At 64.2% G+C, this 23,889-nt stretch carries 23 protein-coding genes; 7 read left to right on the top strand and 16 right to left on the bottom strand.

Translation table 11 applies throughout. The features are described from left to right. Nucleotides 1-75 precede the first annotated feature (75 nt). The 5 genes from ACSBPU_RS01305 to ACSBPU_RS01285 all read right to left on the bottom strand — a co-directional run bounded on the left by ACSBPU_RS01305 (nt 76) and on the right by ACSBPU_RS01285 (nt 5,820). A complete protein-coding gene (locus ACSBPU_RS01305; protein ID WP_442594871.1) occupies nt 76-813 on the bottom strand; it encodes an SDR family oxidoreductase in 738 nt (245 codons plus the stop codon). Nucleotides 814-998: 185 nt separating this feature from the next. After that, nucleotides 999-2,345 carry a TRAP transporter large permease gene (locus ACSBPU_RS01300; RefSeq protein WP_442594869.1) on the bottom strand — a complete coding sequence of 449 codons (1,347 nt, stop codon included), beginning with the start codon at nt 2,343-2,345 and terminating at the stop codon, nt 999-1,001. Next, on the bottom strand, nt 2,342-2,929 hold the full coding sequence (locus ACSBPU_RS01295) for a TRAP transporter small permease subunit (RefSeq protein WP_442594867.1): 588 nt from the start codon (nt 2,927-2,929) through the stop codon (nt 2,342-2,344). The genes ACSBPU_RS01300 and ACSBPU_RS01295 overlap by 4 nt, the downstream gene beginning before the upstream one ends. Nucleotides 2,930-2,931: 2 nt before the next feature. After that, nucleotides 2,932-4,005, bottom strand: coding sequence for a TRAP transporter substrate-binding protein (locus tag ACSBPU_RS01290; RefSeq protein WP_442594865.1), 1,074 nt, complete (start codon nt 4,003-4,005; stop codon nt 2,932-2,934). A gap of 24 nt (nt 4,006-4,029) precedes the next feature. Beyond that, nucleotides 4,030-5,820 (bottom strand): FAD-binding protein, encoded by a 1,791-nt coding sequence (locus tag ACSBPU_RS01285; protein ID WP_442598497.1) that lies wholly within the window; start codon nt 5,818-5,820, stop codon nt 4,030-4,032. Between the two features lie 454 nt (nt 5,821-6,274). Here ACSBPU_RS01285 and infA point away from each other — a divergent pair, with 454 nt between their 5' ends. Together infA and pgi are read left to right on the top strand one after the other, a co-directional pair. Beyond that, complete coding sequence (gene infA / locus ACSBPU_RS01280; protein ID WP_442594863.1) at nt 6,275-6,532, top strand: translation initiation factor IF-1; 258 nt, start codon at nt 6,275-6,277, stop codon at nt 6,530-6,532. 47 nt (nt 6,533-6,579) lie between these two features. Then, nucleotides 6,580-8,184 (top strand): glucose-6-phosphate isomerase, encoded by a 1,605-nt coding sequence (gene pgi, locus ACSBPU_RS01275; RefSeq protein ID WP_442594861.1) that lies wholly within the window; start codon nt 6,580-6,582, stop codon nt 8,182-8,184. Nucleotides 8,185-8,363: 179 nt separating this feature from the next. Here pgi and ACSBPU_RS01270 read toward each other — a convergent pair whose 3' ends face one another. The 3 genes from ACSBPU_RS01270 to ACSBPU_RS01260 all read right to left on the bottom strand — a co-directional run bounded on the left by ACSBPU_RS01270 (nt 8,364) and on the right by ACSBPU_RS01260 (nt 11,501). Continuing rightward, nucleotides 8,364-9,356: an Ldh family oxidoreductase gene (locus ACSBPU_RS01270; protein ID WP_442594859.1), complete on the bottom strand. Its 993-nt coding sequence runs from the start codon at nt 9,354-9,356 to the stop codon at nt 8,364-8,366. Between the two features lie 171 nt (nt 9,357-9,527). After that, complete coding sequence (locus ACSBPU_RS01265) at nt 9,528-10,469, bottom strand: hydroxyacid dehydrogenase (RefSeq protein WP_442594857.1); 942 nt, start codon at nt 10,467-10,469, stop codon at nt 9,528-9,530. 261 nt (nt 10,470-10,730) lie between these two features. Next, on the bottom strand, nt 10,731-11,501 hold the full coding sequence (locus ACSBPU_RS01260; protein WP_442594855.1) for a GntR family transcriptional regulator: 771 nt from the start codon (nt 11,499-11,501) through the stop codon (nt 10,731-10,733). A gap of 161 nt (nt 11,502-11,662) precedes the next feature. Here ACSBPU_RS01260 and ACSBPU_RS01255 point away from each other — a divergent pair, with 161 nt between their 5' ends. The 4 genes from ACSBPU_RS01255 to ACSBPU_RS01240 all read left to right on the top strand — a co-directional run bounded on the left by ACSBPU_RS01255 (nt 11,663) and on the right by ACSBPU_RS01240 (nt 15,562). Continuing rightward, nucleotides 11,663-11,944: an SAF domain-containing protein gene (locus ACSBPU_RS01255; RefSeq protein WP_180071206.1), complete on the top strand. Its 282-nt coding sequence runs from the start codon at nt 11,663-11,665 to the stop codon at nt 11,942-11,944. Between the two features lie 43 nt (nt 11,945-11,987). Next, a complete protein-coding gene (locus ACSBPU_RS01250; protein ID WP_442594853.1) occupies nt 11,988-13,163 on the top strand; it encodes a UxaA family hydrolase in 1,176 nt (391 codons plus the stop codon). A 168-nt stretch (nt 13,164-13,331) separates the two neighbouring features. Next, complete coding sequence (locus ACSBPU_RS01245; RefSeq protein WP_442594851.1) at nt 13,332-14,345, top strand: Bug family tripartite tricarboxylate transporter substrate binding protein; 1,014 nt, start codon at nt 13,332-13,334, stop codon at nt 14,343-14,345. 224 nt (nt 14,346-14,569) lie between these two features. Further along, a complete protein-coding gene (locus tag ACSBPU_RS01240; RefSeq protein ID WP_442594849.1) occupies nt 14,570-15,562 on the top strand; it encodes a Bug family tripartite tricarboxylate transporter substrate binding protein in 993 nt (330 codons plus the stop codon). Nucleotides 15,563-15,708: 146 nt separating this feature from the next. Here ACSBPU_RS01240 and ACSBPU_RS01235 read toward each other — a convergent pair whose 3' ends face one another. The 8 genes from ACSBPU_RS01235 to ACSBPU_RS01200 are packed head-to-tail and all read right to left on the bottom strand — an operon-like array spanning nt 15,709 to nt 22,852. Beyond that, nucleotides 15,709-16,479 (bottom strand): sulfite exporter TauE/SafE family protein, encoded by a 771-nt coding sequence (locus tag ACSBPU_RS01235; RefSeq protein ID WP_442594847.1) that lies wholly within the window; start codon nt 16,477-16,479, stop codon nt 15,709-15,711. A gap of 7 nt (nt 16,480-16,486) precedes the next feature. Further along, nucleotides 16,487-18,160 carry a thiamine pyrophosphate-binding protein gene (locus ACSBPU_RS01230; RefSeq protein ID WP_442594845.1) on the bottom strand — a complete coding sequence of 558 codons (1,674 nt, stop codon included), beginning with the start codon at nt 18,158-18,160 and terminating at the stop codon, nt 16,487-16,489. After that, nucleotides 18,157-19,893 (bottom strand): L-aspartate oxidase, encoded by a 1,737-nt coding sequence (locus ACSBPU_RS01225; protein ID WP_442594843.1) that lies wholly within the window; start codon nt 19,891-19,893, stop codon nt 18,157-18,159. The genes ACSBPU_RS01230 and ACSBPU_RS01225 overlap by 4 nt, the downstream gene beginning before the upstream one ends. Then, entirely contained in the window at nt 19,890-20,498 is a 609-nt protein-coding gene (locus tag ACSBPU_RS01220) for a fumarate hydratase C-terminal domain-containing protein (RefSeq protein ID WP_180071199.1), read from the bottom strand. Before ACSBPU_RS01220 ends, ACSBPU_RS01225 begins: the two co-directional genes overlap by 4 nt. 11 nt (nt 20,499-20,509) lie before the next feature. Next, complete coding sequence (locus ACSBPU_RS01215) at nt 20,510-21,388, bottom strand: fumarate hydratase (protein WP_442594841.1); 879 nt, start codon at nt 21,386-21,388, stop codon at nt 20,510-20,512. A 3-nt stretch (nt 21,389-21,391) separates the two neighbouring features. After that, a complete protein-coding gene (gene sdhC / locus ACSBPU_RS01210; RefSeq protein ID WP_442594839.1) occupies nt 21,392-21,754 on the bottom strand; it encodes a succinate dehydrogenase, cytochrome b556 subunit in 363 nt (120 codons plus the stop codon). After that, nucleotides 21,751-22,107: a succinate dehydrogenase gene (locus tag ACSBPU_RS01205; RefSeq protein ID WP_442594837.1), complete on the bottom strand. Its 357-nt coding sequence runs from the start codon at nt 22,105-22,107 to the stop codon at nt 21,751-21,753. Before ACSBPU_RS01205 ends, sdhC begins: the two co-directional genes overlap by 4 nt. A gap of 1 nt (nt 22,108) precedes the next feature. Then, entirely contained in the window at nt 22,109-22,852 is a 744-nt protein-coding gene (locus tag ACSBPU_RS01200) for a succinate dehydrogenase/fumarate reductase iron-sulfur subunit (protein WP_442594835.1), read from the bottom strand. Between the two features lie 105 nt (nt 22,853-22,957). On the opposite strand from ACSBPU_RS01200, the gene ACSBPU_RS01195 reads away from it, so the two are divergent. Next, entirely contained in the window at nt 22,958-23,872 is a 915-nt protein-coding gene (locus ACSBPU_RS01195) for a LysR family transcriptional regulator (protein ID WP_442594833.1), read from the top strand. Nucleotides 23,873-23,889 lie beyond the last annotated feature (17 nt).

Below are 23,889 nucleotides of genomic sequence, written 5' to 3'. Positions count from 1 at the left end.
TCAGACCCCGTACGGGGTCTGACCCCCGGCTGCGGTTTTTGAGGTCAGACCCAATGGGTCTGCCCCCCCAGCCCGCTAGACCGGCGCGACTCCCAGCGTAGTGCCGCCGCAGACGTAGATCATCTGCCCGGTGACGAATCCGTTTTCGGGGGAGATCAGGAAGGAAGCCAGGCGAGCGACATCCTCGGGCGTGCCCAGCCGCTTGACGGCGATGCTGTCGATGATGCGCTGGGTGGACGGTGCGCCTGCCGGGTTGCTGACGCGGAACAGCTCGGTATCGATGGGGCCGGGGCCGATGGCATTGACAGTGATGCCGTGCTGGCCCAGCTCCATGGCCAGGGTGCGCATCATCCCCACCATGCCGGCCTTGGTCGTGGAATAGACCAGGCGATCGTGCTTGCCAAGCGCGGCGCGCGATGAGATGTTCACGATCCTGCCTTGGCCGCAGTCTTTGAGGGTCGGCAGGAAGTGCTGAACCAGTTTCAGCGGCGTTTCGATATGCAGGGCGGTAACGATGCGCAGGTCTTCCGCATTGGCAGACTCCACGCTGCCCGGCCGCGTGGCGCCGACATTATTGACGAGCGCGGTCACCCGGAAGCGGGCGGAAATTTCACCGGCCGCGCGCGCCGTATCGGCGGCGTCGGTCAAGTCGGCCTGGTAATGGTGGACCTTGTCCAGTGCCCAGTCGGGCAGCGACCGGTCTATGTTGATGACCGTCGCGCCTTTGGCGGCAAGCTCATGCAAGATGGCGCGGCCGATGCCGTTGCTGCCGCCCGTGACGACGCAGGTGACGCTGCTGTAGGGTGGGTTCATGTTATCGGGATTCTGGATGTTGTGGCGTTTGGGTGAATATACCAGGGTTGGGAGGGGTCAGACCCCGGTGGCGGCGGTGTTGGGGTCAGACCCAATACGGGGTCTGACCCCCGGCCAAGCGGAAGAAGGGGACAGACCCCGCATGGGGTCTGTCCCCCCAGGGTCTGCCCCCTCATTCCTGACCATCACGTGCCGAACATTCTACCGGGCAGCCAAAGGACGAGTTCCGGGAAGAGTACGGTCAGCAACAGGCCCAGCAGCTGCAAAATCACGAAGGGGATGATGCCCAGGTAGATCATGCGGGTGGAGACGCTGGGCGGGGCGATGCCTTTGATGTAGAACAGGGCGTAGCCGAATGGCGGCGTCAGGAATGAGGTCTGCAGGTTGACGGCGAACAGGATGGCGAACCACAGCATGGCCTGTTCGGACGGCATGCCGAAGTCCAGTCCTGCGATGATGGGCGCCACGATCGGAATGACAATGAAGGTGATCTCGACCCAGTCCAGGAACATGCCCAGAATGAACACGAAGAACATGATCAGGAACATGACCCAGTACGGATTGGCCTCGCCGCTGCTCACGCCCAGCATGTCCTCGATCATCACGTCGCCGCCAAGCTTGCGGAAGATCACGCTGAAGATGGTGGCGCCCACCATCACGAACATGATCATGGCGGTAGTCTTGGTGGTGTCCCGGATCACGTCGACGAACTGCCGAAACGTCAGCTCGCGCGAGAACAGTGCCAGCAGGAAGGCGCCGAGCGCGCCGAGCGCGGCCGCCTCGGTAGGCGTGGCGACCCCTGCAATGATGGAGCCCAGCACGGCAATGATGAGCAGCAGCGGTGCGAGCAGGTCTCGGCACAACCGTATGATGGCCACCGAGACATCCACGTGCTCCGACTTGGGCAATGGCGGCATGGCCTGTGGACGAAAAACGGCCAGCACGATCAGGTAGGCGATGTACAGGCCGCCCAGTAGCAGGCCCGGAAACAGCGCTCCTGCGAACAGATCGCCCACCGAGATACGCATGGTGTCGCCCAGAATCACCAGCATGATGCTGGGCGGGATCAGAATTCCCAGCGTGCCGGTTGCTGCGATCACCCCTGTGGCCAAGCGCGGGTCATAGCGGCTTTCCAGCATGATGGGCAGCGCCAACACGCCCATCAGCACGACGGACGCGCCGATGATCCCGGTCGACGCCGCCATGACGATGCCGATGATGGTGACGGCGAAGGCGTAGCCGCCGGGCAATGGACCAAGTATCCCCGCCAACGACCGCAAGAGGCGCTGGGCGATGCCGGATTTCTCAAGCATGAGGCCCATGAACACGAACAGGGGCACGGCGATCAGCAGCCAATTGCTGAGTACTCCGGAAAAGATGCGCGACACGCCAGTCGACAAGAACAGCATGGGAACGTCGGCCAGCACGGCCGCCGCAACACCGATGCCTGCCAGGACGAACGCCACGGGGTAGCCGGTAAAGATACCGGCCAGCAGGGCAACGCACATGAGCAAAGGCCAGAAATACATCATTCTTCAACCCTTCGCGGCGCGGCCGAAGCTTCCGGAATGAAGGAAGAAGTCGACAACTGGATGCCGATGCGCAGCACCCGGGCAACGCCAAATACCACCAGCAGTCCGAAGCCCAGGGGCAGGAATGCCTTGATGATCCAGCGATCCGACAAACCGCCGTAGGATGAGCCTTCGCCCGAATGGAAGGCAGACATCATGTAGTCCCAGGCATACAAGGTCATGATGACCGTGAAGGGCAGCAACAGGAGCAGGTCGCCAAGCAAGGTGACGATCGCGCGCGTGCGCGGACTGAAGCGGCAGGCCAGGAAATCGACGCAGACGTGGCTGTTGTCGTGAAGGGCGTAGACGCCGCCCAGCATGGTCATGACGGCGAACAGGTGCCACTGCAGTTCGGTGAGATTGCTCAGGCTGAGGTGCTCGCCGAACAGAGGCAGCCGCGCGTCCCATTCGACCAATACGTTCATGCGCAATTGCACCATGAGGATGGTCAGGCAGGTGCCCAGCACCAGCAGCGGCACTGTCCAGGCCGCCGCCTTGCCGAACCACGCGCAGCCGCTTTCCACGGCTTTCAGGAAGCGGACCATGATCAGTTAAGGCGTGGCAGCGATTGCAGGTCGGTCCAGCGGCCCACGCGCTTGATGTAGGCGGTCAGCGATTCATAGGCTTCCTTGAAAAGCGGATCTTTCTCGGCTTCCTGCTGCATGACCTGCTGCGCGGTTTCCTGCAGAGCCTTCAAGACCGGCTCCGGGAAACGCTCGATTTTCACGCCCGCCTTTTCGATGGTTTCGATGGCATCGATCTGCGCGCCCATCTGATCGTAGTTGTTGTAAGTGATATTGGCGTAGCAGGCTTCGGTCATGGCCTTCTGCTGCTTCTCGGTGAACGAGTCCCATACTTTCTTGTTGATGATGATGCTGTCCCAGCTGGACGGCTGGTGCCAGCCCGGGAAATAGTAGTACTTGGCGATCTTCTGCAGGCCCAGGCCCAGGTCCAGCTGCGGTGTCGCGAATTCTGCCGCGTCGATGCGGCCGCGCTCGAGCGAGACGAAAATTTCGCCGGCGGGCACCAGTTGCACGGTCGCGCCCAGGCGCTCCATCGTCTTCGCTCCCAGGCCCGCGATACGCATCTTCAGGCCTTTCAGATCGTCGACGGATTTGATTTCCTTGTTGAACCATCCACCCGCCTCGGGCGCCACCAGATGGCAGGGAATAATTTTGACGTTATGCGGATCGTAGGCCTTCTGGATGATTTCCAGGCCCCCGCCCTTGAACATCCAACCCAGGAACAGTGTGGGATCCGGCCCGAAAGGCATGGAGCCGATCAGGTTGGCCACGGGTATCGTGCCCGACCAATAGCCGATCCAGTCGAAGCCCATGGGGATGGAGCCATTGGAGACCGCGCCGAATACCTCGAAGGGCGGCACGAATTCGCCGGCGCCATGCACCTTGATCTGGATTTCGTTATTAGTCATGAGCGCCACGCGCTCGGCCCATTTGACCGGGCTGGCGCCGATGGACGGCACCTGCAGAGAGAAGACGCTCTGCAGGTCGAGGCGCTTGGTCTGCGCCCCGGCCTGCAGGGGCAGGGACAGCGCGGCTAGGCTCAGCGCCCCCGCCACGACGGTTTTCTTGAATGCGGACTTCAGTTCGAGCTGGGGCATGTTGTCTCCTGGATGGTGGTGTGGTCATGGGGTCAGACCCCATGCGGGGTCTGACCCCGTTCTTCTGTGGCTGGGGTCTGATCCCGCTCTTCTGTGGCTGGGGTCTGATCCCGCTCTTCTGTGGCTGGGACCTGATCCCGCTCTTCTGCGTTTGCTGGGGTCTGACCCCTCCGACGCTTGGGCGAGGTGCTTGCCGGCGATGTAGCCGAAGGTCAACGCCGGACCCAGGGTGATGCCGGCGCCGGGGTAGTTGCCGCCCATGATGCTGGCGATGTCGTTGCCGACGGCGTACAGGCCCGGGATGGGACGCCGTTGCTTGTCGAGCACGCGCGACAGGCCGTCCGTTGTCAGGCCGGCGAAGGTGCCGATATCGCCCACGACAAGCCTGATGGCGTAATACGGACCCTGGCCCAATGGCGCAAGGCATGGGTTGGGCAGGTGGGTGGCATCACCCTGGTAACGGTTGTAGGCTTTCGAGCCTTTGTTGAACAAAGGATCCTTGCCCTTGGCGGCATGCCGGTCGTATTCTTCGACGGTCGATTGCAGCGCCGCTGGTTCGACGCCGATCTCCTCGGCCAGGCCGGCCAGGGTGGCGCCGCGCTTCAGATAGCCATTGCGCAAATATTTGCCGTAAGGAACGGGAAACGGCGCCACGCAGCCAAGACCATAGCGCCGCAAGGTCTTGTGGCTGCAGAGCAGCCAGGCGCTGACCTCGGCCTGGCCGGCCGCCCGGCAGGCGGCAACCATGTCCTGTACGAAATCGTGATACGAGTTTCCTTCATTGGTGAAGCGCTTGCCCCGCCCGGTCACCGCGATCACGCCGGGTTTCGCCCTGTCGATGAAATGCGGCATCACCCCTTGCGAGCCATCGTCGCGCTTGACCACTGAAGTGGGCACCCACGCGGCGGCGTGCGGAATGGTCGTATCCACCCATCCCCCCACATCTTCGGCCATGCGCAGCCCATCGCCGGTATTGCCGGGCGGCGATGGGGTATGGTGCTCATGCCCGGTGGGCGCGTGCGGAAACAAGGCCTTGCGCCGCTCGATGTCATGAGGAAAACCGCCGCAGGCCAGCACGACGCCGCGCCGTGCGCGCAGCGTGCTTTGCCGGCCCTCGCGCTCTATCCGCACGCCTACGACCCTGCCCTGTTCGGTAATCAGCCCCAGCGCGCGGGTCGACCGCCACAAGGGGATGTCGAGGTCCATGGCGGCACGGCGCAAACGCCCCGCCAGCGCATTGCCATTGGTCAGTGTCATGCCGCGGCCATGGCGGCTGACGTCCAGCCAGTGCCGGCCCAGCCGGCGGCATACGAACAGAAAGGAAGGAATCGAGCGGAAAGCCCGCATGAAATGCAGAATCTCCTTGCCCGAGCCGAGCATCATGCCGAACACGGTGAGTTCGGGCAGCGGCGGCGCGAGATATTCGATCTCGTCGCCGAGCGCCCTGCCGTCGAAGGGCCGCGTGACCATGGAGCGGCCGCCCTGCTGGCCGCCGGGCGCTTCGGCATGGTAGTCGGGAAACACCGCCGGCATGTCGAACTGCACGACGGTCTCGCGCGTGAAGAAATCGACGGCCTCGGGGCCATATTTCAGGAACGCGCCGACTTTCTCGGCATCGAAATGCGTGGTGGCTTCGTGTCGCAGATATCCAAGCGCGGCGCCGTCGGGCTCGACGATGGCTTGCTCTTTGGCCAAGCGCGTCCCCGGTATCCAGAGCCATCCGCCCGAGCGCGCGGTGGTACCGCCGAACTGAGCCTCTTTCTCGATCACGAGGATGTTCAGGCCGTTGGCCGCGGCCGTTACAGCCGCCGCCATGCCCGATGCGCCGGAACCGATGACCACGACATCGTAATCCGCTGTCTGCTGCACGGGGTTTGTCTCCTTCGTGCGCCGCGCCGACCGGCGCTGCTTTTTTTGATATTTGTTAATAACAGATATATTCGTTGCTACGGTCGGACCGTGTACAGAGCTTCGCCCCTAGGAATAACGCCTATTGAAAAAAGCTCGACCTGATAGTAATGCTGTGATATCATCGACTTGCTGAACACAGGCCCTCGCCCGCATTTCGCGGCCTCGCCACCTTTCACGTCACCAGCATGCGCAGCAATAACGCGCCGCTGGTTGCTCCATACACGCTTCCCCGAAGCGCAGCAAAAACGCCAACTTGGCGTCACGAAGCACTTATCGCCATCGACCGCAACGCGGTTTGTCCGGATGCTTTCGCTCGTCCGGCCCGGTGCTTTTTTTATGTTTTTATGAGGATAGATCCATGGCCAAAGAAGAATTGATTGAAATGTCTGGACTCGTTACCGAAGTGTTGCCCGATTCCCGCTTTCGCGTCACGCTTGATAACGGACACCCCGTCGTCGCGTACACCGGCGGCAAAATGCGCAAACACCACATTCGCATCCTCGCCGGCGACAAGGTCTCGCTGGAAATGTCTCCCTACGACCTCAGCAAGGGTCGCATCACCTTCCGCCACATTGCAGGACGCCCCGTCGGCGCTGTTACGCGTCGTCGCCGTTAATCCGCCCCGCTAGCCGTACAATCGACCACAACGTTCACTTTCAAGGAATGCCTGTGGTCAGTCCATCGTTGCCTGGCGTCGCGTCCGGATCGCCGGAATCGCGGCCCTTGTCCGAATTGCCCGAATGGGCTGCATTCTGCGGCGCCGCCAAAAGCGCTGCCATCGATACGAAAAAACTACGGCTGATCGACGCCGCCGGGATCCAGATGGACATCAGCGGCCAGGTCTGCTCGGGCGAACTGAGCGCGGCGGCCAACGCCCTGCTCGACGCGCGCCACTTTCCGGACATGCGCCAGCGGCTGCTCGACGGCGGCATCGCCAACGTCACCGAGAACCGCGCCGCCTGGCACACCAGCCTGCGCACACCCGCCCCCATTGAAGAGATCGCCGCCGAGCGCCGGCGGCTGAACGAATTCGTGCGGCAGGCCGACTCCGAGCGCCGTTGGCGCAACATCGTGCACATCGGGATCGGCGGCAGCGACTGGGGCGTGCGCCTGGCTGTGGGCGCATTCGGCTATGCGGGAACCTGGCGCAACGTGCACTTCGTGGCCAATATCGACGGGCATGCGATCCAGGGTGGCTTGGCCGGGCTGGATCCCCACGACACCTTGATCGTGCTTGCCTCCAAGTCCTTCACCACGGCCGAGACGCTGCAAAACGGGCGCCGCGCCCTGGAATGGCTGCAGGCGTCCGGCGTCGCGAACCCCTACGATCAAGTCGTCGCGATCACGGCGCGCCCCGACGTGGCGCGTGCCTGGGGCATTGCGGATGCCCACATCTTCAAGCTTTGGGACTGGGTCGGCGGCCGGTTTTCCCTGTGGTCGGCGGTGAGCCTGACCACGGCGCTTGCGGTGAACGTCGACGTGGTGGCCGGCATGCAAGCCGGCGCGGCCGCAATGGACGCCCATTTCCAGCAGGCTCCGCTGGAAGAGAATGCGCCGATCCAGCTGGCGCTGGCCGGAATCGTCAATCGCAGCGTGCTGGGCTATGGATCCTTGAACATTGCGCCCTATGATTTTCGCCTGTCCAATTTCGTGCCCTATATTCAGCAGCTGGAAATGGAATCACTGGGCAAGTCGGTCAACCTGGCAGGGGAAGCCGTCGGCGTGCCCACCGGGCCGGCGGTATGGGGCATGCCGGGTACCGATGCGCAACATACCTTTTTCCAATGGCTGCATCAGGGCAGCGAAGGCGCGCCGGTGGATTTCATCGTATGCCAGCATGCCGACCACGGCTGGCCCGATCATCATCGCAGCCTGCTGGCGAATTGCCTGGCGCAGCGCGAAGCCCTGCTCAAGGGCAAGTCGTACGATGACGCCCTGGCGGAATGCCTGGCCGGCGGCATGGATCCGGACCAGGCCCAATGGCTGGCGCGGCATCGCGTGCACCCGGGCGGGCGGCCGTCCACACTGATCGTCCTTCCCAGACTTTCTCCCTATACGCTGGGCGCCTTGCTGGCCTTGTACGAGCACAAGATCTTCGTGCAGGGCGTGGTATGGGGCATCAATCCCTTCGATCAATGGGGCGTGGAATACGGAAAGGTGCTGGCCAAAGGCATCACCGCCGAACTCGCGGGCGAGTCGGCCATCGATCCGAATCACGATGCCTCGACCGCGCATTGGGTGGAGGCCTTCGGTTCGGATCAGCCCTGAATGGCACTACCTTAAGCATTCTGGACTGCTTTTTGATCACTGAACACGGTCAGCTCTGATTGGACGGCCCAGGACTGAGGGGTCAGACCCCGCATGGGGTCTGACCCCATCACATCGCCACAGCCCAAGCCGCTGGCGGGCGCCATGTATATTCAGCAAGCCACATCGGCGCCCTGCGGTCAGCCATCCAGTTCCTGAATCACGGAGTCTGGCACCTCCACGCCATTTGCCGCGGACCGCGCGGCAAGCTGGGCGCGGCGCGCGCCCGGTATCCGCACCTCTTCATCGGCAAGCATGGCTTCCATCAGCGTTTCGACGCGTTCGAAATAAACCTCGTTGCCGGCCAGTGCTGATGGGTCGATGGCCAGGAATACGTGGCCTATGTGCGGGCGGTTGCCCTCCGCGCTGAAGAAGGAGTCCGCTTCGAAGCCGAAGGCGGCGCCGGTCAGCGATACGCAGAGCAGTTCGACCATCAGGGCGAGCATCGCCCCTTTGACTCCGCCGGCGGGGCACATCATGCCGTCCAGCCCCGCCTTGGGGTCGGTGGTGGGCTTGCCGTCCTTGTCCAGCGCCCAGCCCAGCGGGATGTCGCGGCCCTCGCGCGCCGCCACCATGAGCTTGCCCCGCGCGACCTCGGACAGCGACAAGTCGATGCTGACGGCGGTGCCGTCGCGGCGCGGGAAGACGACGGCGATCGGGTTGGTGCCGAACAGGGCGCGCGTGCCGCCCGGCGCCGGCATGGCGGCGGGCGAATTGCTGAATGCGAAGGCCACCATGCCGGCTTCGGCGGCGGCCTCCAGATGCAGCGCCGCGACACCAAAGTGGTGGCTGCGCGTCACGCCGGCGAAGCCGATGGCGTATTCGCGCGCGCGGGCGATGGCTTCCTGGACGGCCAGTTCGCAGGCGGGAAATGCCAGGCCTTCGTCCGCGTCGATCAGCACGCCGGCCCCGCGTTCGGCGCGGATGGCAGGCACGGCGGCTCCGTTGACGCGCCCGCTGCGCAGGTGGGACGCATACTGTCCCACGCGCGACAAGCCATGCGATCCCATGCCCTGCGCTTCGGCGGCGACCAGCGACCGCGCGGTGCTGAGCGCCATGTCGTTCGACGCGCCGGCTTTTTCCAGCGCCTTGGCCACCCGCAGGACGAGTGAATCGATTGTGTGCAACGCCATTTTGTTTGCCTCTTGTTTGGTTAAGGGGTCAGACCCCGCATGGGGTCTGACCCCGATTTGCTGTTTGGTTCACGGGGTCAGACCCGTGGGGTCTGGCCCCAGCTTCGACGTTCGGGTCAAAGGGGTCGGACCCCGTATGGGGTCCGACCCCTGCTTTGTTTTCGCTCGGGATCAGACCCGCGGGGCCTGGCCCTTCAGGCATCCGCCGACTTCATCAGCGATCATCTGGCTGACGCGTTGGTTGGACTCGGCGGTCACGCCGGCGATGTGCGGGGTCAGGATGAGGTTGGGGACGTCGGCAAAGGCGTTGTCGGTCTTGAGCGGTTCCTGTCCGAAGACGTCGAGCGCTGCGCCGCCGAGCCGACCTGCCCGGAGCGCATCGGCCAGAGCTGATTCGTCGACGATGCCGCCGCGCGCGGTGTTGATGAGCACGGCGTCCGTCCGCATCTTGGCGAGGGTCGTCGCGTCGAAGAGATTGCGTGTGCTTTCTATCAGGGGCACATGCAGGCTGACGACGTGGGCCTGGGCCAGCAAGTCGTCCAGAGACAGTTGCCGGACGCCGGTTTCCGCCCATACGGGCGCGCTGCCCGGGATGCCGGGGTCATAGGCGACGACGGTGAATCCCAGGCCTTGCGCCAGGCTGGCTGTCAGCCTGCCGATGCCGCCGAATCCGACCAGGCCGAGTATTTTTTCGCCGCACTCGCGTCCTTCGGACAGGCGCGCGCGCGGCCAGTCGCCCCGCGCGACATCAGCGGTGGAAAGAAAGCCGCCGCGCAGCAGCATCATGGCCGAAGCGATCACATATTCGGCCACGGCGCGGGAATTGGCACCCGTGGCCGGGATGACCTTGATGTCCCGATCGGCGCAGGCCTTCATGTCGATGTTGTCCAGCCCGACACCCAGGCGCCCCACGACCTTCAGCGCGGGCGCGGCCGCCAGCAGCTGCGCGCTGACCTGAGTGCGATTGCGCACGATCAGGCCTTGCGCATCGGCTACCGCCGCATGCAATTCGTCCGGCTTGTCGACCAGCGCAGGATCGTAGACGACGTCGAAGTCGTTCTGCAGCTGGGTAACCGCCGCCGTGTCCATGAATTCCGAAATAATGATTCTCATATAGGCTCCTCGTGATGAGCCAAATCGTATCCGCGACTTTGCGACGATGTCAACTAAATGATCTATATGATTTGAGTTGAGTGAAGCGGCTTGAGGGGTCAGACCCCATACGGGGTCTGACCCCGGGTGTTGCGAGATAAGGGTCTGACCCCGTGCGATGAAAGGGCCTGGGGGTCGGACCCCATTCGGGGTCAGACCCCACGTTGATGGGGATGGGGTCAGACCCACTTGGGTCTGACCCCGGGACAAAATGCTAAGGGGTCAGACCCCGTACGGGGTCTGACCCCCCAGCAAATGTTCCTGGCCGATATATTCATAGCGCCGCGTATCGACTTTTGAAACGCGCCATTCCACCGGGGTCTGGTGAAAGGAATAGGCCACGCGGCGCAGTTCGAGCAAGGGCGTGCCCTCGTCGACGTTGAGCAGGCCGGCGTGATCGGCGTCGGCCACCGCGATGCGTACCCGTTCGTCGGTGGCGATGACGTTGATGCCGAACATCTGCTGGTAAAAGCTGTAGAGCGTGCTGGGACGGTCGCGCAGCTGGTCTTTCGTCAACCCCCGGAACATCACGTCGGAGACGCAGATGGTGTCGACGATGACTTTTTCGCCATGCAGGGACAGCGCGTTGACGAACTCGAACACCTTGGAGCCCGGCGACAGATGCAGTTTTTCGCGGACCTCTTCACTGGCGGCGATGTGCCGGAAACGTTGAAGCTCGGTGGCGGGATACGCTTTTTCGCCGTCCTGCCGGACGATGCGGAAGAACTTGAAGAAATGCTGGTTCTGCGAATGGATGGCCACGAATGTGCCCCGCCCCTGATGCCGGACGAGAATGTTTTCCATGACCAGTTCGTCGATGGCCTTGCGCAGCGTGCCGATGGAGACGCCAAAGCGCTCGGAAAGGAGCTTTTCAGGGGGGATGGCCTCGCCCTGCTTCCATTCGCCCGCCGCCAGCGCGGCCAGCACCGCGCGCTTGACCTGTTCGTAAAGAGGCACACCGGTAGGACTGAGCTGGGACAAGGTAGGAACCATGGCAAATGACTGTAGACCGCACAGTGTAAATGATACCTCATATCAATCATCTATATGATATGCTTGACATGGATGTTATGCACGAATAATATTGCTTACACACGGTGCCGACCGGCCACTCCCACACGCCGCGCCGGCGGTTTTTTATAGAGAGGAAAAAAATGATTCATGCCGTATTGCACGACTCCAAGGACACGGTCGCCGTCGCCGTTGTGGAAGACATCAAAGCGGGCACAGAGCTCACCGCCTGGATCATGGATGAAGACAAGCTCATCCATGTAAAAGCCCAGCAAGACATCCCCATCGGCCACAAGGTCGCCCTGAAAGACATGGCCGTGGGCGACACCGTCTACAAATACGGCATCGACATCGGCAAGGTCGTGGCGCCAATCAAGGCCGGCGACCACGCCCACGTACAGAACATCAAAACCAAACGCTGGTAAGCGCTTCACCCCATATATCCATAGGTCAATAAGGAGTTTCAACATGGCTGTCATTTCCGCCAACACCACGTTCATGGGGTATCGCCGCGACAACGGACGCGTCGGTGTGCGCAACCACGTCATCATCCTTCCGGTCGACGACATTTCCAACGCGGCCGCCGAAGCCGTCGCCAACAACATCAAGGGCACGATGGCCTTGCCGCATCCCTACGGCCGCCTGCAATTCGGCGAAGACCTGGAACTGCATTTCCGCACGCTGATCGGTACCGGCAGCAACCCGAACGTCGCGGCGGTCATCGTCATCGGCATCGAAGAAGGCTGGACCAAGCGCGTGGTGGACGCCATTGCCGCCACCGGCAAGCCCGTGGCCGGATTCGGCATCGAACTGCACGGCGACCACGACACCATCCTGCGCGCTTCGCGGAAGGCCAAGGAGTTCGTTCACTACGCCACCGGCCTCAGCCGCGAGGAATGCCCCATCAGCGACCTCTGGGTGTCGACCAAGTGCGGCGAATCCGACACGACCTCGGGCTGTGGCGCCAACCCCACCGTGGGCAATGCGTTCGACAAGCTCTATCCGCTGGGCACCACTCTGGTCTTCGGTGAAACGTCGGAACTGACGGGCGGCGAGCACATCGTGGCCGAGCGCTGCGCGAACGACCAGGTGCGCGAGCGCTTCATGTTCATGTTCAATCGCTATCAGGACATGATCAACCGCTGGAAGACCAGCGACCTGTCCGAATCCCAGCCCACCAAGGGCAATATCGCGGGCGGGCTGACCACCATCGAGGAAAAAGCGCTAGGCAATATCCAGAAGATCGGCAAGGTGTGCAAGGTGGACGGCGTGCTGGACAAGGCCGAAACCCCGACCAGCAGCGGCTTGTGGTTTATGGATTCGTCGTCGGCGGCGGCCGAGATGGTCACCCTGTGCGCAGCTTCCGGCTATGCCGTGCACTTCTTCCCCACCGGCCAGGGCAACGTCATCGGCAACCCCATCCTGCCCGTGATCAAGATCTGCGCCAATCCGCGCACGGTGCGCACCATGTCGGAGCACATCGACGTCGACACCTCCGGCCTGCTGCAACGCGAGATCGATCTCAGCCAAGCCGGCGACAAGCTGCTGGAATGCATGCTGGCCACCGCCAACGGCCGCTGGACCGCCGCCGAGGCCCTGGGCCATCGTGAATTCGTACTGACGCGCCTGTTCGAAAGCGCTTGATGGAGGATTAAGGGGGGCCAAGGGGTCAGACCCCGTGCGGGGTCTGACTCCGGCCTTGCGCAAAACTCGAGGTCAAGGGGGTCAGACCCCGTACGGGGTCTGACCCCAGCCCCGCTACAACTCGGGTCTGACCCCATCACAATTAGAACCCACAAAGGAGGTAGAGACATGAAACCCAATTCTTCCCCGCACTGTGCTAATCCCGTGCGCCGCAAGCTGCTGCAGGCTGCGGGCGCGGCAGGCCTGGGCGGCTTGCTGCCCGGGGCCGTCCTGGCGGCGGCCGCCGACGGCTGGCCCGGCCGTCCCATCAACTATGTCGTGCCGTTTGCGCCCGGCGGGCTGACCGACGTCGCCGCCCGCGCGGTGGCCAAGACCTTGTCCGACGCCCATGGCTGGAACGTCGTCGTCGAAAACAAGGCCGGCGGCAGCGCCAACATCGGCGCCGCCCATGTGGCCCGGTCCACCCCCGACGGCTATACCTGGCTGGCCATCACGCTCACCCATGCCTCCAACGCAACGCTGTTCGAAGGCCGCGCCGGCTATGACCTTCTGAAGGATCTGGTTCCCGTGGCGGGCCTGGCCGCCTCGTCGATGATGGTGGTCGTGAACGCCAAAAGCGACATCAAGACCATGGCCGACCTGGACAAGGCCGCGAAGGCCCGTACTTTGAACGCGGGCTCCAGCGGCAATGGCACGCCCCCGCACCTTACCCTGGCCCTGTACCAGCGCCTGACCGGCAACAAGCTGGTCCACATCCCATACAAAGGCGGCGCTCCGTCGCTCACGGATCTCATGGGCGGACACCTGGACGTCATCTTCTCGAACTACCCGGAGTCTCTGTCGCATGTGAAAAGCGGTGCCCTGCGCGCGCTGGCCGTCACCACCACGAAACGCAGCCCCGATCTTCCCGATGTGCCCACGGTCGCCGAGGCCGGCATGCCGGACCTGATCGTCGAGAACCTGACGGGCGTGCTCGCGCCGGCCGGCACGCCGGACGACATCGTGCAGAAGATCGGCACGGCCATCGTGGCCCAGGTCAACCAGCCCAGCATGCGCGACTCCATGATCAAGCTCGGCTTCATTCCTCAACCCCGCAATCCGGCGGAATTCAAGCAGCACCTGGAAAGCGAGGTCAAGCGCTGGCGCGACATCATCAAGAGCGCCGGTATCTCGGTGACCTGATCTTGATGTTTCCACCCAGTCCGCTGGGGTCAGACCTCATGCGGGGTCTGACCCCGTTCTTTCTGGCGAACCTGGTTTGGGGTCGGACCCCGAAATCCCATGTCGGGTCGCATCCCGTTTCGATTCGGGGTCGGACCCCGCACGGGGTCCGACCCCTCGTTCTTTCCCGCAACAACGCAACTCTTGGCAGCACTCAGTATGTATAAACACAATTGGAGACTTTCATGCAACATCGCTTTCGACCATTGCGACGGGCCGCCCTGTTGCTCGCCGCCACCGCTTTTGCCACCGGCCTGACCGCTCCCGCTACCGCCGCAAGCTGGCCAACCGGGCCGGTCACCATCATCATCCCCTTTTCCCCAGGCGGCACCACCGACGTCGTCGGGCGCCTCATCGGCGCCAAGCTGAGTGAACTCTGGAAACAGACCGTCGTCATCGAGAACAAGCTGGGCGCCGGCGGCAACATCGGCGCTGCCATCGTCGCCAAGGCCAATCCCGACGGGCACACCATACTACTGGCATCCGGCAGCATCCTGACCGTCAACCCGCATCTGTACAAGAACCTGCCGTTCGACGTCAACAAAGACTTCGAGCTCATTACCAATGTGGCGGAAGGCCCGATGGTGGTGGTCACGGCCAAGAAGCTCCCGGTGAAGACGCTGCAAGAGCTGATCGACCTGGCCAAGAAGAATCCGAAGACGCTGAACATGGGCTCGGCCGGCCTGGGCAGCCAGGTCCATATGGCGGGCGAGAACTTCGCCTATGCGTCCAAGATCGACGTCACGCACGTGCCTTATCGCGGCGAGGCGGCCGCCTATACGGACTTGATGGCCGGCCAGATCGACTTCATCGTCGGCAACATCGGCGCCGTCACGCCGCTGGCGCAGGCCGACCGGCTCAACGCCCTGGCCGTCACCAGCAAGACGCGCGCGAAGATGCTGCCCGACCTGCCCACCGTGTCCGAGGCCGGCGTCCCCGGCTTCGAGAACTCGGGCTGGTTCGCCTTCGTTGGGCCCAAAGGCATGCCCAAGGAAATCGTGGACAAGATTCAGAAAGACACCGCGAAAGTCCTGGCCATGCCGGACATCAAGAAACGCCTCGAAGATCAAGGCATGACCGCCGTCGGCAACACCCCCGCCGAGTTCAAGAAGGCCATGGACGCGGAATCCGCGAACTGGACCAAGGTGATCAAGGAACGCAACATCAAGATCAATTGATGTGTTGTGGCAAGGGGTCAGACCCCATGCGGGGTCTGACCCAGGAACGGGGCGGATGGAGGGGTCAGACCCCGTATGGGGTCTGACCCCAGGACCGGGTAAAGAAGTGCGGAGGGGTCAGACCCCGCATGGGGTCTGACCCCTCATCAAACCAGCGCCCATATTTTCGGTGCCGTGGACAGCAGCAGCATCACGCCCGAGATCGCCAGCAGGGCCAGCACGACGGCTTTGAAAGCGCCGTCGGAAAAGCGTTTGTACAGGCGGATGCCCAGCAAGGACGGGATGACGATGACGGGCGCGACGAAAGCGAAGATTTCCAGGATTTCCCGGGTCAGCAGGCCGTGGATGGCGAAAGCCGTCAGGGTCAGCATGTGCATGAACAGGTTGAAGGCCTGGAACACCGTGCGCTGCTGATCCTTGGGCCAGCCGCGCAAGGTGCACCACAAGGTGGGGATGGCGCCGGGCAGCCCGCCGAATCCGCTCATGGTGCCGCCCACCCAGCCAATGACGCCGTCCGCCACGCGGCCGCCTCGCGCAATGTTGGGGTCAGACCCCATGCGGGGTCTGACCCCCTGGATGAGCAGCATGGACGAGCAATACACGGCCAGCAACAGCCCCACGCCGAACTTGAAGAACAGGGGGTCTATCATGTCGAGCAGCCACAGGCCGGTGGGTATGCCGACGATGCCGCCAAGCAAAAAGGGGCGGACACGGTCCCAGCGGAAGCCCTCGCGCAGCGAGCCGCAGGCCAGCAACTGGCCGACGAGCGAACCGAATACGACGACGGGCACGGCCAAAGCGGGCTCCAGCACCCAGGACCAGATGGCCAGCGACACCAGGCCGAAGCCGAAACCGGCAAGGCCCTGCACGAATCCCGCCATCGCGCTGCCTATGCCGATGATCACCCAAAGCGTCATGCGGACCTCAAGCTGGTTGCTGCACTTGACGCACGACCGGCGCGGGCAGGCCATCCAATGCAACGTTGATGCAAGCCGGCAGGCCTGACTGCACAGCGCGCGCCAGCGCGCCGGGCAGCTCGGCCGCGGCATCCACGTGCTCGCCATGCCCGCCGAACGCCACCGCGACGCGATCGTAGCGCGACGGAAGCAGCTCGCAGCCTATGGTGCGATCGGCGCCGTAGCTGCGCAGCTGTATCTGGTATTCCGCATTCCAGCGCGCATCGTTGCCCACGACGCACACGATGGGCGTCCCGCAACGCAGGGCTGTATCCAGTTCGGCGCAATGAAAGCCGAAGGTGCCGTCGCCCATCAGGGCGACGACGGGCGCGTCCGGATAGACATGCTTGGCGCCGATGGCCATGGGCAGCGCGGCGCCGATCGCACCCGCCGCGCCATTGATGACGCGATGCGGCGCGCTGAGGCAGGCCTGGGCCCATTGCCCGAATTCCCCGCCATCGACCACCAGCACGGCGTCAGGATGGCTGTCCAGCAAAGGCTGGACGGCGGCGCACAAGGCGGCGGGATGCAGGGGTTGCGGTCCGGCGGTCTCCGGCGCGGTGGGTGCCGCCACGGCCTGTGGCCAGGCTTCGGGCCGATAAGCGACGCCTTCCCGCACGCGTCCGGACCAGTCGGCGTCCGTGCGCCAAGAGCCTTCGTCGGCCGCCGCGGCCGTCAGGGCGGCGACGGCCGAACGGAAATCGGCCCGGCTGCGGGCGCGCAAGCGATCGCCGACGGCTTCGGTGCTGCGCCGGAATTCGTCCTCGTCGGCGTCCACCTGCAGGAAGATGCAATCGTCGGCGAAAACCGGCGCCTTGCCGAAACCCAGGGTAAAGTCCAGCCGCTTGCCCAGCAACAGCACGCAGTCCGCCTGCCCCAGCAAAGGCGCGAAGGCGCCTAGCGCCGGGTCGTTGCTGCCCCGCGGGCTTTCCGTGGCGATGGCCGGGACGCCGCAGGCTTCCTGCAAGCGCTGCAGGGCCTGCCGGCCACTGTCCGTCAGGCCCTGCGGGCCGGACAGGATCAAAGGCCGCCGAGCCTGCCTGAGGCGGGCGAACAAGGTGTGCGCGGCTTCGCCGGACAGCGGCAAGGGTTCCGCGTCGAAGTCACCGGCATCGGGAAGCATGGCATTGGTCGCCTTGTCGTCGAGCACGTCGGTGGGCAGGCTCAGGTGCACCGGGCCTGGGCGCCCCGATAAGGCCAAACGGCAGGCGCGGGCAAAATCGTGGGCGATCGTGTCCGGGTCCGTGGCCGCCCAAGCTTCCTTGACCACCGGCCGGGCCATGGCGACCTGATCCATTTCCTGGAAAGCGCCCCGACCCAACTGATTCAAGGGCGCATGGCCCGACAGCAGCACGACGGGCGATTCCGACATGCAGGCGGTGTACAAGGCGGAAACGGCATTGGCATGGCCGGGCCCGCCCGTCACCAGCGCGACCGACACCCGCTCCGTCAGGCGGGCATGGGCGTCGGCCATGTGCACCGCGGCGCCCTCATGCCTGGTATGCACCAAGCCCAGCTTTTCGGTGTAGAGCGCGTCGTAGACTGGCATGATGTGGTTGCCGGACAAGCTGAAAATGGTGTCCACCCCCGCCTGCCGCAGGGCGCGGGCCAGCATGTCGGCCCCTCGAAGCGCCGCCGTCATGCCTGGGCCTCGTCTTCCAGAAGGATGGATTCCCCCGGCCGAACGCGGGTGAAACTGACCGGCTGCCTTGTCAATTGCATGTCTCCGTTGTGCAGGCGCATGACCGAGAACCAGGAGTTCTCCAGGTCGCGCACGTCTGGGTAGTCTTCGCGGAAATGCGCTCCGCGCGAGTCTTCGCGGGCCAGCGCGGCGCTGACGATCGCCTTGCTGACGTGTATGAGGCTGTCCAGGTTCAGCCAATCGTGCCAGGTCAGATTGTAGGCGCGATTTCCGTCGGCGACGCCGATGCTTTCAAGCTCCTGGTGAAGGGCTTCGAGCGTGGCGGCTGCGCGCTTGAGCCCGGCTTCATCGCGCACGATGCCGGCGTCGTCCCACATGCAGTCCCACAAGCGCTCGCGCAAGGCATGCAGGTCGCCGCCGGGATGCGCGAATGGCCGCTCGGCGGCGGCGATGGCCTGCTGCAGCCTGGCCTGGTCGACGTCGACCAGCGCCTTGCCGCGCACCCATACCGCCATGCTGTCGCCCGCGATCCCGCCGAAGACCGTGGAGTTCGCCACGCCGTTTCCGCCCAGGCGGTTGGCGCCGTGCACGCCGCCCGTGTCTTCGCCCGCGGCGAACAGGCCGGGCCATTCGGTGCTGCAATCGGGATTGAAGACCACGCCGCCCATCATGTAGTGGGCGGTCGGCACGACCTCGACCAGGCCGCCGGCGAGGTCGAAGCCGCAGTCCCCGCAGCGCTCGACCATGCCCTTGAACTGCTTGCGCACTTTGTCGGGGCCCAGGTGGCTCATCTGGATGTACACCCCGCCGTTCGGCGACGTGCGGCCCGCGCGCATTTCCGCGTAGATGCCGCGCGAGACGACGTCGCGCGTGGCGCGTTCGCCGCGCGGATCGTAGTTGTGCATGAAGCGTTCGCGCCGGCCGTTCAGCAGGTAGCCGCCCGCGCCGCGCAGCCCTTCTTCGAGCACGGTTCCCGTCATGCGGGTATCGGAGCCGGCCAGCAGGCCGGTCGGATGGAACTGGACCATTTCCATGTCGCGCAGCCCCAGTCCGGCGCGCAGCGCCATGGCCAGGCCGTCGCAGCTTTTGTCGCCGGACGGCGTATGGAACTTGTACATGGTCGGACCGCCGCCCGTGGCGAGCAGCACGGCCTTGGCGCGCACCAGGCGATACTGCCCGGAACGCAGGTCTATCATCAGCACGCCGGCGATGCGCGGGCCGTCGGCGGAAGGAATGAGTTCGATCGCCCGATGCTCTTCCAGGCGATGGATCTTGCGCGCCCAAACCTGTTCGGCCAGGCGATTGATGATCTCGATGCCGGTGAGGTCGCCCTTGTGCACGGTGCGATCGAAGGTCTGGCCGGCAAAGGCTTTCTGGTGCAGGGTGCCGTCGGCATTCCGGTCGAAGAAGCAGCCCAGCTCGTTCTCGAGCTCATGGATGCGTTCGATGGCCTTGTTCACCAGTGTCCATGCCAGTTCTTGGTCGGGCAGCCATTTGCCGCCGGTGATGGTGTCCATGAAATGCCGCTCGGCGGAGTCGCCCTCGGCCAGCGCCACGTTGTAGCCGCCCTGCACCATGCGCGTACAGCCGCATTTGCCCAGCAGGCCTTTGACGGCCACGGTGATGTGCAGGGAGGGATCCGTGTCGTGCGCATGCAGGGCCGCGAACAGGCCGGCTCCGCCGGAGCCCAGGATCAGGATGTCGGTGCTGATTACGTCGGGCTGCGGCGTCATGATGCCCCCAGTGAAGCCAGGATTTCATCGCGGCGGCTTTTCACGTCGCCGTTCACTTCGTCGTACAGCGAGCCACCATGGCTGTCCATGGCCACCAGCAAGGGGCCGAAGTCGCGGATACGGAATTTCCAGAGCGATTCCGGATTGAGGTCGTCCAGGTCGACGTCCTCGATCTGTTCGATCCAGGTGGTTTCCAGCGCGGCCGTGCCGCCCACGATGCCCAGGTAGGCGCCGCCCAATTCCTGGAATGCCTGCAGCGAGCCTTGATGCATGCCGCCCTTGCCGATGATGAAGCGCACGCCGCACTGCGACATGAGCTGGCGCGTGAAGCGCTCCATGCGCGATGAAGTCGTGGTGCCGATGCAGACCGGCTCGTAGCCCGCCGGGAACTCATCCGACACGGGTACCTTGCGCACGTTGGGCGCGGTGTGGATCACCGCATGCCCGTTCAGGTCGAAGCGGGTCTGGCGGCCGCGATCGAACATCGCGATATAGCTGGCGTCGCGTATGCCGAACAGCGTCTTTTGCAGCGTGACCGTGTCGCCGACGCGCAACTGGCGCACCTGCTCTTCGGTGACCGGCATCGTCAGGTCGTAATGTGCCATGTTGTTCTCCGTCAGAAGCCGTACTCGATGCGGCCCGATCCCAGGCTGGCCCGGGCCCTGCGCGCCGAATGGCATTGCATGTTCACGGCGACCGGGTTCATGGTGATGTGCGTGGCCGCCAGTTCGATATGCACCGCGAACGAGGTGGCGTCGCCGCCCAGGCCCTGTGGGCCCACGCCCAGCTTGTTGACCGCCGCCGAGAGCTCGCGCTCGAGCTCGGCCCCCAGCGGGTCGGCGCAGACGGACCCCAATGGGCGCGTGGCGGCTTTCTTGGCCAGATGCACGCAAAGATCGGACGTGCCGCCCACGCCGACGCCCACGATGGTGGGCGGACAGGTCTTGCCGCCGGCGTCGATCACGCAATCGATGACGAAGCGCTTCACGGCCGCCAGGCCCTCGGCGGGGATGGCCATGCGCAGGAAAGAGTTGTTCTCGGAGCCGCTGCCCTTGGGGATCATCTCGATATCCAGCGTGTCGGCGTCTTCGACGTAATCGAAATGGATGACGGGCACGCCTGGGCCACAGGAGGTGTGATTGTTCACGCGGCTGATGGGGTGCACCACGCTGGACCGCAGCGGGTGCTCGCGCGTGGCGCGCTCGCAGCCTTTGGCGATGGCCTGCTTGAGGCGCCATCCGTCCACCGCCACGTTCCGCCCGATGAATACGTTGTAGATGGGAATGCCGGTGTCCTGGCACAGCAGGTTGTTGTTGTCCTCGGCCACGCGGATATTGGTGACCATGGTCTTCAGAATGGTGCGCGCCCGCTCGGACGTTTCCATTTCCTGCAGATTGCCGAATCCGGTCTTGATGTCGTCCGGCAAGAGCTTCAAGGCGCGTATGTACAGTTCGCGGGCCGCCTCTTCCACCTGCGTGTAGTCTATGTCTTTCATGCTTCAACCCAATGCGGCAATAAGGAAAACGATGGATACGACGGCCGCCGACGCGACGCCGGCGGAGATCATGCCCGGGCGCAGGCCGCGCCACGGGCTGAACTCCAGCAACAGCAGGCGCAGCCCGCCCAGGAGGTGCGCCGCCAGCAGGAACACCAGCAGCCATTCACCGAATTTGAACAAAGGATGCTCGTACCATCTGAGGGCGGTGTCCAGCGCCGCCTCGCCTTCCAGCGCCAGCGCCAGGGTCCAGAAATGGAAGGGCAGGAAGACGGTCAGCAGCACGCCCGAAATGCGATGCAGGAGAAATGCCAGCCAGCTTGCGTGCGACCTGGCCCGCCTGTCGTTCTTTTTCATGCCGTTCATGCCGCGCCCCCCAGCGTGACCGCCCACACCGCCCGCAGCCCCATGATCAGCAAGGCGAGCGACAGCAGGTTCGACAGCGCGGCGGCTGCGCCATCGCGCAGGCGCGCCCACTCGACCAGCACATTGCGTATGCCGATGGATGCGTGCACGCTGACGAGCACGACGAACGCCCCGTAGAATGCCGCCCAGATCAGGTTGCCGCGCGTGCGCGCCAGGACTTCCGCGCCGCTCAGGCCGCCGCGTATGGCATAGACCATGACGATGATGTGGATGACGACGAACAGGGCCATGGCCATGGCCGTGATGCGCTGCCAGTACCACCGGCGCGCCGCCTTGACATTGATGCCCGCCATGTCAGTCGCCCCCCGGGTCGCCGCCCAGCTCGCCCCGCATGGCCGCGCGCGCGGCCATGCGCTTCAGGCCCGCAATGCCCGCGGTGGGAGACAGCTGTTTGGGACAGCGCAGCGTACAGGAACCCTGCGTATGACAGGAATGGCAGCCGGCGTCGCCCGCGACGGCAAGCAAGCGGCCGCCGTCGACGTCGCGCTCATCGTTGACGAGGGTCCAGGCGCGGTTCAGGGCGGCCGGTCCCAGGTAGTCCGGCCGCCAGGTGACGACGTCGCAGGACGAATAGCACACGCCACAGCCTATGCATTCGATGCCGGCGTCGGCCTCCTGGCGGGCCGGGCTGTCGGGCTTGACCCGCGCCACGGGTTCGTAGCGGGTATGTTCGCCCTTGAACCGGCCGTGCGCGGCCTGCATTTTCTCGAAGAAGTTGTCCATGTCCACGACCAGGTCCTTGATCACGGGCATGTTGGACAAGGGCGCAAGCTGCAGCCGGCCGTCTTTGGCGACCTTGGAGACGTGCGTGCGACAGGTCCAGCGCGCCACGCCGTTGACTTGCATGGCACAGGAGCCGCACATGCCCACGCGACAGGCGAAGCGATAGGAAAGCGTCGGGTCCATCTGGCGCTGGATGTGGGTGACGACGTCCAGCACCGTCTGGCTGGCCTGGCGCGGTACTTGAAAGGACTGATAGCTTCCGTTCTGCCCGCCGCGCCAGACCTCGACGTTCAAGGTGGAAGAAGTTTCGCTCATGGCTGTGGTGTCCGTGATTGGAGGGAGTCCTCCTATGATGCCCCCGGCATTGACAAAAGTAAAACTATTAATTATTTTGATAAGACCAAGTTATTTTTATATGTCATGTCCTCAATACGGCAGTTCCGGACCGCGCTGGCGGCCGGCAAATTGGGCAGCTTCGCCGAGGTCGGTCGTCAGGTCGGCCTGACGCAGGCCGCCGTCAGCCTGCAGATCAAGAATCTTGAAAGCGAACTGGGGGTCAGGCTCTTCGAGCGCGGGCCGCAATCGCTGGCGGTGACGCCCGACGGCCGCCAGGTTCTGGACCGCCTGGAAAAGCTGGTGGCCGACTACGACCATCTGCTGACCCAGCCAGGCGGCGTGCTGCGCGGCACCCTGCACGTGGGCGCGCTGGTCTCCGCGCTCATGGGGTCTTTCGGCGGGGCACTGGCGCGCATCAAGCGGGAATACCCTGCCCTGGACCTGCGGCTGCTGGCCGGCCAGTCCGGCGAATTCGCCCGCATGGTGGCCAAGGGCGAGCTGGACGCCGCCGTCGTGGCGGAACCGCCCTATTCCGTGCCGGCCGGCCTCATCTGGACGCCCTTCTATCAGGAAAGGCTGGTGCTCATCGCGCCGCAGGAAATGGTCCGCCGCTCGGTGCTGGATTTGCTGCACCACGAACCGTTCCTGCAGTTCGACCGTTCGCTATGGACCGGCAGGCTGGTCGGCTACGCATTGGAACAGTTGGGGATCACGCCCAATATCGCGCTGGAACTGAACTCCATCGAAGCCATAGCGCAGCTGGTGCGGCAGCGCTATGGCGTCGCCATCGTGCCTCATCTGGCCAATGCGGAATGGTCGGAACAGCAGTTGGTCGTCAAAGACCTGCCCGGCCCCGCCATTTTGCGAGGCGTGGGAATGCTGGAGCGGCGCGAACACAGCAAGAAAGCCGTGACCCAGGCGCTTTGCGCGCTGGTGGCGGACGGCGCGAGGGGTCAGACCCTGAACGGGTCGAGGGGTCAGACCCCGTATGGGGTCTGACCCCGCAATCTAAAGAG

The organism is Parapusillimonas sp. JC17, from assembly GCF_052180245.1.
Classification (GTDB): domain Bacteria; phylum Pseudomonadota; class Gammaproteobacteria; order Burkholderiales; family Burkholderiaceae_B; genus Parapusillimonas.
This window is presented reverse-complemented; position numbering and strand designations above follow the sequence as displayed.

Bases quoted from the DNA above. Each gene is read 5' to 3' on its own strand.
- ACSBPU_RS01215 (WP_442594841.1), bottom strand. From the start codon at position 21,388: ATGAAAGACATAGACTACACGCAGGTGGAAGAGGCGGCCCGCGAACTG.
- ACSBPU_RS01250 (WP_442594853.1), top strand. From the start codon at position 11,988: ATGGCTGTCATTTCCGCCAACACCACGTTCATGGGGTATCGCCGCGAC.
- ACSBPU_RS01205 (WP_442594837.1), bottom strand. From the start codon at position 22,107: ATGGCGGGCATCAATGTCAAGGCGGCGCGCCGGTGGTACTGGCAGCGC.
- ACSBPU_RS01225 (WP_442594843.1), bottom strand. From the start codon at position 19,893: ATGACGCCGCAGCCCGACGTAATCAGCACCGACATCCTGATCCTGGGC.
- pgi (WP_442594861.1), top strand. From the start codon at position 6,580: ATGCCTGTGGTCAGTCCATCGTTGCCTGGCGTCGCGTCCGGATCGCCG.
- ACSBPU_RS01300 (WP_442594869.1), bottom strand. From the start codon at position 2,345: ATGATGTATTTCTGGCCTTTGCTCATGTGCGTTGCCCTGCTGGCCGGT.
- sdhC (WP_442594839.1), bottom strand. From the start codon at position 21,754: ATGAACGGCATGAAAAAGAACGACAGGCGGGCCAGGTCGCACGCAAGC.
- ACSBPU_RS01255 (WP_180071206.1), top strand. From the start codon at position 11,663: ATGATTCATGCCGTATTGCACGACTCCAAGGACACGGTCGCCGTCGCC.
- ACSBPU_RS01200 (WP_442594835.1), bottom strand. From the start codon at position 22,852: ATGAGCGAAACTTCTTCCACCTTGAACGTCGAGGTCTGGCGCGGCGGG.
- ACSBPU_RS01270 (WP_442594859.1), bottom strand. From the start codon at position 9,356: ATGGCGTTGCACACAATCGATTCACTCGTCCTGCGGGTGGCCAAGGCG.
- ACSBPU_RS01220 (WP_180071199.1), bottom strand. From the start codon at position 20,498: ATGGCACATTACGACCTGACGATGCCGGTCACCGAAGAGCAGGTGCGC.
- ACSBPU_RS01290 (WP_442594865.1), bottom strand. From the start codon at position 4,005: ATGCCCCAGCTCGAACTGAAGTCCGCATTCAAGAAAACCGTCGTGGCG.
- ACSBPU_RS01295 (WP_442594867.1), bottom strand. From the start codon at position 2,929: ATGGTCCGCTTCCTGAAAGCCGTGGAAAGCGGCTGCGCGTGGTTCGGC.
- ACSBPU_RS01195 (WP_442594833.1), top strand. From the start codon at position 22,958: ATGTCCTCAATACGGCAGTTCCGGACCGCGCTGGCGGCCGGCAAATTG.
- ACSBPU_RS01260 (WP_442594855.1), bottom strand. From the start codon at position 11,501: ATGGTTCCTACCTTGTCCCAGCTCAGTCCTACCGGTGTGCCTCTTTAC.
- ACSBPU_RS01235 (WP_442594847.1), bottom strand. From the start codon at position 16,479: ATGACGCTTTGGGTGATCATCGGCATAGGCAGCGCGATGGCGGGATTC.
- ACSBPU_RS01230 (WP_442594845.1), bottom strand. From the start codon at position 18,160: ATGACGGCGGCGCTTCGAGGGGCCGACATGCTGGCCCGCGCCCTGCGG.
- ACSBPU_RS01240 (WP_442594849.1), top strand. From the start codon at position 14,570: ATGCAACATCGCTTTCGACCATTGCGACGGGCCGCCCTGTTGCTCGCC.
- ACSBPU_RS01305 (WP_442594871.1), bottom strand. From the start codon at position 813: ATGAACCCACCCTACAGCAGCGTCACCTGCGTCGTCACGGGCGGCAGC.
- infA (WP_442594863.1), top strand. From the start codon at position 6,275: ATGGCCAAAGAAGAATTGATTGAAATGTCTGGACTCGTTACCGAAGTG.
- ACSBPU_RS01285 (WP_442598497.1), bottom strand. From the start codon at position 5,820: ATGGCGGCGGCTGTAACGGCCGCGGCCAACGGCCTGAACATCCTCGTG.
- ACSBPU_RS01245 (WP_442594851.1), top strand. From the start codon at position 13,332: ATGAAACCCAATTCTTCCCCGCACTGTGCTAATCCCGTGCGCCGCAAG.
- ACSBPU_RS01265 (WP_442594857.1), bottom strand. From the start codon at position 10,469: ATGAGAATCATTATTTCGGAATTCATGGACACGGCGGCGGTTACCCAG.